Consider the following 9,029-nt stretch of genomic DNA (forward strand, 5'->3'; position numbering starts at 1 on the left):
CGCCCGTCCAAAAAGGACGGGCGGGACGCCCATCCCACAATAACAATTAAAATTGTAAGTTATTTAATTCGCGATCCGATGAAGGCAGATGCACGCAGAGGAACGCAGATACATTTCAAGATAGGAGAGCAAAGAATAGCTTCAATTCAAGTCTAATATTTATCGGTTAAATCCTGTAGATTGCTCGTTGCCGAACTTCCTTTTTTCCCCAAAAATTATGAGCCCTGAGTTTTGGATTCCAAGTTTATCAAAAAACTCAAACCTCAAAACTCAAGACTCAAAACTCTCTCAGCCTAAAAGCCGATCGATTCAGTCGATCGCCCGACACAAATAATCGCATCAGGGCAGCATCAATTACCGGCGACGGGGAACCATCGTGTCGATATTGATATTAGCCAGAGGCACGCGCTGGGGCGGAGTAGCAGGCATGGGCATATTGCGCGCCATACCCAAATAGTTCGACGGATCGCCAGCTTTCGGCTGCTGTTCTTGAGGAACAAAACGGCGGACACTTGTTTGCCAGATGATTTGCGGGAAGCCAAGCTGCGAACGGTGGTATTCGCTGTAGCGGGGCGTCTTCAAGTTGAAAGGAGTGTCTCCTCCAACTCGCTGAGGCAAAATTCGGCGCTGCTGGTAAGGTATTGTGTCATAACCGAACTTATCCAGGTACTCTTCGCTATTGACCAACTCGTCAATAAAGCCTTGAGGCCCCTTATTGGCTACGACGATCGACCAAGCAATCTTTTCGCGCTCGCTGTACACATCCCGACCCAAAATGCGCTGCACGCACATTTCTACAAATCGGTAATTGCTGTTAGTTTGATAATTCCGCTCCAAGAAAGGAGAAGAAGTCGCCAAACCGCGAATAAAGTCCCGCACAGTAATTTGGCCGAACTTGAGTTGCGACTCCAAAGACTTTTGGCGGTTGCTCTTGAGGATTTGGTGTTCGCTGTAAATCTGGCGATATCCAGCCCAAATCAAATTTTCCATGTCTCCAGACGAGAGCACATTTTCAGTTGTGAAAATTCTCGGCTGCTCGTCGCCGCCCACTTCATAACCAGCAACGCGCTGGTTTTGGCTCTTGGGGGCGTAGCTTAATAAAGGAAGCGCCACGTTAAAATCTCCGTTATCTCAAATTTCAGAAATAGTTGACACCGTGAGCTGCCAGCAAAACGGATACAACTAACCAACATACAGATTAGGGGATTCCCGCAATCTAAATCTGATTTTCCTGAATTTTTGCAACAATCTGTAACATTTGTTGACTGTTGTCAGTGGGCAGTTGGCAGTTGGCAGTGGGCAGTTGGCAGTTGGCAGATTTTAGTCAACCGTAAACAGTCAACCATAAACAGTCAACCGTTCACAGTCAAATAAATTACCAACCCAGAGCCGAATAAAACTCGCTGCCGGCCACTTGATCGGCTGCTGCTTCTGATGTTGCATCCGAGTCTGGTTGCACCCGAATTTCGGTACAAAAAGTCGATGTGCTGAAACCGCCAAAGCGCTTTACGGTACTTGTCCGCATCCGCACGTTCGGATTAGCAAACCAAAAACGCTCGATCGAACTCATCGTCTCGTATTCGGTAATCAGCAGCAGCCCATCCTCGTCATCCATCTCAAAACGGCCAGCCACCGGCACAATTTCCGCATAGCCCCGTTCGCGCAACATCAAGCCCTGTCGGGGATTTTCAGGATCGGGGACGATCGCGAACACCGTAGACCCTTTATGATTCTCATCATCCTTATCCCACGCCATCGAGCCGTGCCAAGTCACAAAAGCCCCCCCAGCAGCCCGGCTCGGATCGACTTCGTGCATCTTGCAAATCTCGGCGACTCGCGCGTCATCCGCACCCAGCGCCGTTACCTGAATATTTGAATCCCCAATCTCCGCTTGGCGGAAAGCGAGGTGGTGAGTGCTGCGCTGAGAACGCCACTCCCCAGCACTGCTTTGAAAAAACTCCATGGCATCCATACGAACTAGCTCCTTTGGCTTAGGCTTCCCTGTCTTTACGCCTTTTTATGATAAGGCTCCCCTCACTTTGATGTACTTTTGCGACACAAATTAGTTTCAAAATGTCTACTTTGGACATATTGTCAAGGGAATGTTATGATAGTTTACAATGTAGGAGACACAACAAATCCTGCGAAAGGTCATTCCGATCAATTTCGCATTAATCTCAGCAAACTGGAGGAGCGATTTATGGATATGCCTACAACCAACCTCAGCATGGAACAGCAGTTCAAACTTCAAGTGCTGCGCGAAGAAGTCAAAAGGTTAAGCCAAGACCAAGCTCAGGAATACTTGCTCGAAGTTATGCGGCAAAGTATGGTCAAAGAAAACCTGTTCAAGCATTGGATGAAGAATATGTGAACTCTTCGAGCATTTCTTCACAACAATCAGTGGCTTGTATCTGCAAAAAGTACGATCGACTCACATCTTGCACCATTGTCAAGAACAGGCTTTCCGGCCTGTTCCACAAAGAGTGAATTTTCTTGTGGAACAGGCCGGAAAGCCTGTTCCTAAAAAGCTTATTGAGAATGGTGAAACATCCCAGATCGAGCTATTAAACATAAAACCCAGAATCCCGCTTTCTCCAAGAAAGCGGGATTCTAAATTGACAAAAGTTTTATGCAGTTTTTTTTGTCGCTACCATACTCAGCAAATTAAATCTTTTTAGTCTCAAGTGAGAGAGACGAGAGTTTTTGTAGCCACAGGTTTCAACCTGTCGGGGACTCAACCAAAACGGCCACTCACATAATCCAAAGTAGACTCTTCCTTCGGACTTTGGAAAATTACCTCAGTCTTGTCACACTCCACAAGATAGCCAAACCGCTTCCCATCGTCAGAAAGTTTAGCATTGAAAAAAGCAGTCAGGTCAGAAACCCTAGAAGCCTGCTGCATATTGTGAGTAACAATCACAATCGTATACTTCTCCTTGAGTTCCCGCATCAACTCCTCAATCTTAATCGTAGAAATCGGGTCAAGAGAAGCGCAAGGTTCATCCATTAACACTACATCAGGATTAATCGCGATCGCCCTAGCAATACACAAACGCTGCTGCTGGCCACCCGAAAGAGAAAAACCACTTTGCTTCAACTTATCCTTCACCTCATCCCACAAATAAGCTTGGCGGAGCGATTTTTCCACCAGCTCATCCATATCCCCCTTATAATTGTTTACCCTCGCACCGTAAGCAATATTGTCATAAATCGACTTCGGGAAAGGATTCGGCTTTTGGAATACCATCCCAATCTTGCGGCGCACCTCTACAGCATCAATATCAGGAGCGTAAAGATTTTGATCGTAGTAATCAATTCTACCCTCTAAACGAAAACCGTTAACTAAATCGTTGAGGCGGTTAAAACATCGCAGAATTGTACTTTTACCGCAGCCAGACGGCCCAATCAAAGCAGTAATGCGATTTTTAGGAATCTCCATACAAACATTTTTAACCGCGTGAAAAGCGCCGTAAAAAATATTGATATTTTCTGTCCGTAAAATTGTTTCTGTTTGCTGGTCTAAATCCATCATCATACAGCTAATTATCCAATCGAATTTTACAAAATAACAAGAAGGCGAGACTGGGAGACACAGAAAGTAGGAGACGAAAGGAAAAACAGTTAAATTCATCCGTGTATCGGTGTCCAAATCCGTGTCGTGCCCTTCTTCCTTCAATAAACTTTTTGGCGAGTAGCCCAGCGAGAAAGAATACTCGTCAGCAAAACCATAATCACCAAAATCAAAGATGCCGCCCAGGCCAATTCTTTCTGTGCCTTAAAAGGAACCGTTGCAAAGTTGTACACCAAAACCGAAAGACTCGGAGTTGGCTTATCAAATCCAGCCGGCCAAAAAGGCGAATTCAGCGCCGTAAAAATCAAAGGAGCAGTTTCTCCAGCAGCGCGAGCAATTGCCAGCGTCACGCCCGTTAAAATAGCCGGAATTGCCGCAGGCAAAACCACCTGCAATACCGTCTGATAATTAGAAGCACCCACACCAACCGACGCCCATCTAATATCTTGCGGGACGATTTGTAGAGCTTCGTCAGTAGTCCGCACAATCGTCGGCAACATCAGCACAGCTAGCGCCGCACCCCCTGCAATTGCCGAAAAACCTCCCATATTTACCACGAACAAACCGTAGGCAAACACCCCTGCAATAATCGAAGGAACGCCGCTGAGGACGTTAGTAGCAAAGCGTACCCAGCGAGCGATTTGGCCGCTGCTGAATTCCGATAAATAAACGGCTGCCAATACACCAAAAGGAACAGCAATTAAAGAAGCAATTCCCACCGTCATCAATGTACCGACAATTGCATTAGCAATACCGCCTCCCGATAGTCCGGGCGCCGGTGGCAGCTTGGTAAACAAGTCTAGATTCAGGCGATTGAAACCTTGAACGATGACGTAAGAAAGCACTGCAAACAAAGGCAAAAGACTAATTGCCAAACAGGCTCCTGCTAGTCCCGTCATCGCGATATTGAACAGCGATTGCGGAGTGCCTTTAACCTTCTTCAAACTGCCTGTATTCGAGGCATAAGGATTGTGATCTTCCGATGAGATATTTGACATAAATCAACACTGTATGGGAAACTGCGGCCAACTTTTAGTTGTACTTCGCTCTGACTTGAGAAACAATCCACTCTGCCAAAATATTAACAATCAGTGTCAGAATAAACAGAATTAGGCCCGTGTACATCAGAGCCGCCACTTGCAATCCCGAAGCTTCCGCAAACTGATTTGCCATCAGAGAAGCAATAGTATTTGCTGGAGCTAGCACAGAAAGACTTAACTGATTGGAATTGCCAATTAACAGAGTTGCAGCCATTGTTTCTCCCATAGCGCGACCGAGCCCAAGCATAATTCCGCCGACAATGCCGGAAAAAGCCGCCGGTACGAGCACTCTAAAAATTGTTGTCCAGCGAGTAGCTCCTAAACCCAGAGATGCTTGCCGTAATTCGGGCGGGAGACTTGCCAAAGAGTCGCGGGAGATAGCAGTAATAATGGGCAAAGTCATGACTCCCAAAATTACTCCGGCTGGTAACATTCCCGGGCCCACTGGCGGGGTGCTAAAAATCGGCAGCCATCCGAAAGTGCTGTTGAGAAACCTGCCGAGAGTGGTAATCAGGGGAATCAATACAGCAATTCCCCACAAACCGTAGACTACGCTGGGAATGGCGGCTAAAAGTTCTACTAAAAAAACTAAAGCTGTACGCACTGGCAGCGGCAAAAAATCTTCACTCAAGAAGATGGCAGTCCCTACTCCTAATGGTACAGCAATTAGGAGCGCGATCGCCGAACTGACGATCGTCCCGTAAATCATTGGCAGCGCACCGTACTCTTCCTTAACCGGATTCCAGCTACTGCCAAATAGAAATCCCAAACCGTACTGTTGAATCGCCGGTAAAGCCCGATAAGCAACGGTGAGCGCGATTAGCAGCAATATTACACCAACTCCTATACCCAAAATCCGAGTCAGCCAGATAAAGCCTTCGTCTAAAGACTTTTCTGCCCCAGAGCGCGATCTGCTCTGTGATTGAGCGCTGTGATTGTCTGAAATCATAGAAAAAAAACCAAATATATAGTAGCGGAAAATAGTCTGTTTCGGAAAAAGCTAGAAGGAAGCAGAAAGAAAGACCATAAATAAAATCAAAGAGGGGCGGGTTTATTAATCCCCTGACTTTTCAACAATTATTTTTGGTAAAACCTGACCATTGTATTTTGAAAGAGGTAAATGGCGATTTACCGTTGGGTGGGGCGGGTCGATCGGATTATTGATTTTAGGCAATTATTGTCGGTGAACCCGCCCCTACACAAATATCTCTCTTGCTTTTTTCTTTCCCCTTTTTTCCAACAGTCAACAGTCAACAGTCAACAGTCAACAATTACTATTGGGCAACCTCAATTTTGTAGTCGGGGCTGATGCCGTCGGCGGCCGCTGCTACTTTTTCTTTAACGTTTTGGGGCAGAGGAACGTAGCCCAATTCAGGGCTGACCTTTTGACCTTCATTCAAGCCGTATTCAATCATGGCCTCGATTGCTTTGGCTTTGTTGGGGTCAGCAACTGTTTTGGGGATGAGCATCCAAGTGTAGCTAACAATAGGATAGGACTCTGCCCCTTCCGGATCGGGAATGAACGCCCGGAGATTCTCCGGTAGTACCACTGCTTCAAGGGTTTTGGCCCCCGCTGCGTCGTTGTACACTACAAAATTGCCGGCTTTATTCTCCAGGGCAGCAAACTTGATATTGTTGTTCTTGGCGTAGCCGTACTCAATGTAGCCTATAGCGCCAACGGTTTGTTGAATAGAAGCTGTCACACCTTCATTCCCCTTGCCACCAATCTTACCGGCAGAAGGCCACTCTACTGTCTTGCCTTCCCCTACTTTTTCTTTCCATTCTGGACTGATGGCGCTGAGGTGTTTTGTGAATACGTCTGTCGTACCACTGCCGTCAGAACGGTGTACAACTGTGATATTTTGGTCGGGCAGTTTAGCGCCCGGGTTAGCTGCTGCAATTTTGGGGTCGTTCCACTTGGTGATGTTCCCCAAGAAGATATCTGTGTAAACGGCTCTTGGCAACTTCAGTTCGGGTACGTCTGGCAGGTTGTAGGCGATCACGATGCTGCCAGCCGACATCGGCAGCAAGAGCACGCCTCTGTCGGCGGGCACCTTCCCAATTTCCTCGTCACTCATGGCGGTGTCGCTGGCTCCAAAGTCTACCGTACCTTTGGTAAACTGTTCGACTCCGGCGCCGCTGCCTACTGATTGATAATTGATCTGTAATTTGGGATTGGCTGTGTTGAAATCTTGAAACCAGCGCTGGTACAGGGGTGCTGGAAATGACGCGCCGGCACCCGTCAGGGCTAAGTTTGAGGCTAGGGCGAGTTTGGTGTTTGGTGCTGTGCCGGTGGCTGCAACGGGGCTAGCTGCGGTGTCGCCGGGGCTGGGGCTGCTGCCTGTGGTTGTGCTTGGGCTGCTGCAAGCTGCTACACTGAGGGCGATCGCCATACCGGAAATTGCAGTAGTCAGACGGTTTGGATTAATCAAGTTAAGACGAAAAAGCATAGGTATACAAAAGCTGCGATCGTTATATGGGTGTCCCGCATCAGCATAGCGCGCAAAAGTAAAGCTTGGGTTAAGAATCTTTACATTTAATGGCAATTTAATATTAATTAATATTATTAATTAATAGATGATCTTGACAATTGTGATTTCATGAGATATAGGCAAGATAGATTTGTACGGAAACCAGTCGATCGCCCGTTAGCGAAGCCCTCGAAGAGGATCGCGAAAAATTCCCCATTAAATTATCACAAGATCCACGCTTGAGAACCAGAAAACCCTACAATGGTGGTTATTTTGATAGTAGTGCTAGGATTAAGAATTTAAAAGCTGCGGGCATTGAAGCTTGCATCTGACAAATACATTCTGAGGAATGCCGTTTGATGATATAGCAACCGCCCTGACGGTTAGGACGTTCTTAATTGCACAAACATAAACGGTCGATTGCAACTTCGGTCTTCCTTCTTTCTTCTGCTATAATGCCTGCTCCTATTGAATTAATCTGGGCTGTTATTGGTTTGCTCCTGACGATAGGAGGCACTTTTTTGCCTGCATCTGTCACAATTCCCATTGGGTTGTGGGACGATCGAGGACTTCAGGCGTACTCTTTAGGTGTTACCTATCAAATTGGAGCCGTTTTGCTAGTAGGCTGCATGGGGGGGAAAAATGCTGCGGCTCTCTCGCAAATTGCCTATTTGGCATTAGGATTAACTTTGTGGCCAGTTTTTTCTCAAGGCGGCGGCATCGGCTATCTCAAAGAAGCGAGTTTTGGGTATTTGCTGGGTTTTGTACCGGGTGCTTGGGTGTGCGGCTGGGTGGCTTTTAAGGTGGCTTCGCGGCTGGAATCTATGGCTTTTAGCTGTTTGTGCGGTTTGTTCACTGTTCACGCGATCGGCTTAATTTATCTAATTTTTACTTACTGGCTGCCTCCAGCAAAAAAAACACCTTTATTCGATGAGATTCTTAAATATTCGGTTTATCCCCTGCCGGGACAATTGGCGGTAGTTTGTGCGATCGCAGTGTTGTCATTTACTTTGCGCCGCTTGATGTTTTATTGATTGGGTAATTGGGAATTGGGAATTGGTAATCGGGGATTGGTTGTTGTGTCAAATAAGGTTATACTATACATTGCCCAACGAGAGAGTCATCGCGCTGCGGCTGGGATTGCTTTCCTGCACTGCATTCTGCTCATAATGACACGTGAGATTGGAGTAAATTCTCTCATGCCCGATGCCCCATTTTCTATTGCTTAATTCATGCGTTTTAAAAGAAATCCTTTGTTCTGGGTTGCTGCTGTTATCAGTTTAGTTTTAGACCACCTGGCTAAGTTTTGGGTGGTGCAAAATTTTGAATTGACGGTTCCTCCGCAGACGCAGCCGCTGTTACCCGGAGTGTTTCACTTCACTTATGTTGTTAATACCGGTGCGGCTTTTAGTCTGTTCAGCAATGGCGGGGCGATTTGGTTGCGGTGGCTGTCTTTGGCCGTTAGTGTGGGATTGATGGTGCTGGCTTGGTTCGGGCCGCGAATTAACCGCTGGGAACAAGCTGGGTACGGTTTGATTTTGGGGGGAGCACTAGGGAATGGGATCGATCGATTTGTTTCGGGCCATGTTGTAGATTTTATCGATTTTCGGATCATTCGGTTCCCCGTATTTAATCTAGCCGATGTGTTTATTAATGCTGGGATTATCTGTTTGCTGATTGCAACTTTTCACAGTGCACCGCCGACTCCGAAAAGTCAGGACGATCGCGATTCTATTTCAGACTAACTTTCAACAAGTCAATCGATTTTCGATTTTCGATTTTCGATTTTCGATTAACCACCCACGGGCTGTACCGTTCTCAGGTTTATGGGATGCCGAGCTTTTTTTGCTTAGGCTCGCGAATTAAATAACTTACAATTTTAATTGTTCTTGTGGGATGGGCGTCCCGCCCGTCCTTTTTGGACGGGCGGGACGCCCATCCCACTTT

General features: G+C 46.8%; 9 protein-coding genes. 3 read left to right on the top strand and 6 right to left on the bottom strand.

Annotated elements, in window-relative coordinates:
* Nucleotides 1–354: 354 nt before the first annotated feature.
* Nucleotides 355–1,113, bottom strand: a complete 759-nt coding sequence (locus tag QUB20_RS27245; protein WP_333244967.1) for a phycobilisome rod-core linker polypeptide — start codon at nt 1,111–1,113, stop codon at nt 355–357.
* A 262-nt stretch (nt 1,114–1,375) separates the two neighbouring features.
* The gene (locus QUB20_RS27250) at nt 1,376–1,972 is read right to left on the bottom strand and encodes a phycobiliprotein lyase (RefSeq protein WP_333251096.1); all 597 of its coding nucleotides are present in this window, start codon (nt 1,970–1,972) and stop codon (nt 1,376–1,378) included.
* A gap of 135 nt (nt 1,973–2,107) precedes the next feature.
* Here QUB20_RS27250 and QUB20_RS28805 point away from each other — a divergent pair, with 135 nt between their 5' ends.
* On the top strand, nt 2,108–2,371 hold the full coding sequence (locus QUB20_RS28805) for an NblA/ycf18 family protein (protein ID WP_445242989.1): 264 nt from the start codon (nt 2,108–2,110) through the stop codon (nt 2,369–2,371).
* A 363-nt stretch (nt 2,372–2,734) separates the two neighbouring features.
* Here QUB20_RS28805 and pstB read toward each other — a convergent pair whose 3' ends face one another.
* The 4 genes from pstB to pstS form a co-directional block, all read right to left on the bottom strand.
* On the bottom strand, nt 2,735–3,535 hold the full coding sequence (gene pstB / locus QUB20_RS27260; RefSeq protein WP_333052302.1) for a phosphate ABC transporter ATP-binding protein PstB: 801 nt from the start codon (nt 3,533–3,535) through the stop codon (nt 2,735–2,737).
* Nucleotides 3,536–3,672: 137 nt separating this feature from the next.
* On the bottom strand, nt 3,673–4,569 hold the full coding sequence (gene pstA / locus QUB20_RS27265) for a phosphate ABC transporter permease PstA (RefSeq protein ID WP_333244960.1): 897 nt from the start codon (nt 4,567–4,569) through the stop codon (nt 3,673–3,675).
* Nucleotides 4,570–4,603: 34 nt separating this feature from the next.
* Nucleotides 4,604–5,560, bottom strand: a complete 957-nt coding sequence (gene pstC / locus QUB20_RS27270) for a phosphate ABC transporter permease subunit PstC (RefSeq protein ID WP_333244957.1) — start codon at nt 5,558–5,560, stop codon at nt 4,604–4,606.
* Nucleotides 5,561–5,885: 325 nt separating this feature from the next.
* Complete coding sequence (pstS, locus tag QUB20_RS27275; protein ID WP_333251094.1) at nt 5,886–7,061, bottom strand: phosphate ABC transporter substrate-binding protein PstS; 1,176 nt, start codon at nt 7,059–7,061, stop codon at nt 5,886–5,888.
* Nucleotides 7,062–7,537: 476 nt separating this feature from the next.
* Here pstS and QUB20_RS27280 point away from each other — a divergent pair, with 476 nt between their 5' ends.
* Together QUB20_RS27280 and lspA are read left to right on the top strand one after the other, a co-directional pair.
* Nucleotides 7,538–8,116, top strand: a complete 579-nt coding sequence (locus QUB20_RS27280; protein ID WP_006635529.1) for a biotin transporter BioY — start codon at nt 7,538–7,540, stop codon at nt 8,114–8,116.
* 198 nt (nt 8,117–8,314) lie between these two features.
* On the top strand, nt 8,315–8,827 hold the full coding sequence (lspA, locus tag QUB20_RS27285; protein ID WP_333052190.1) for a signal peptidase II: 513 nt from the start codon (nt 8,315–8,317) through the stop codon (nt 8,825–8,827).
* The last annotated feature ends 202 nt before the right edge of the window (nt 8,828–9,029 follow it).

It is taken from the genome of Microcoleus sp. B4-C2, assembly GCF_036705265.1.
In the GTDB taxonomy this organism is placed as follows: Bacteria; Cyanobacteriota; Cyanobacteriia; order Cyanobacteriales; family Microcoleaceae; genus Microcoleus.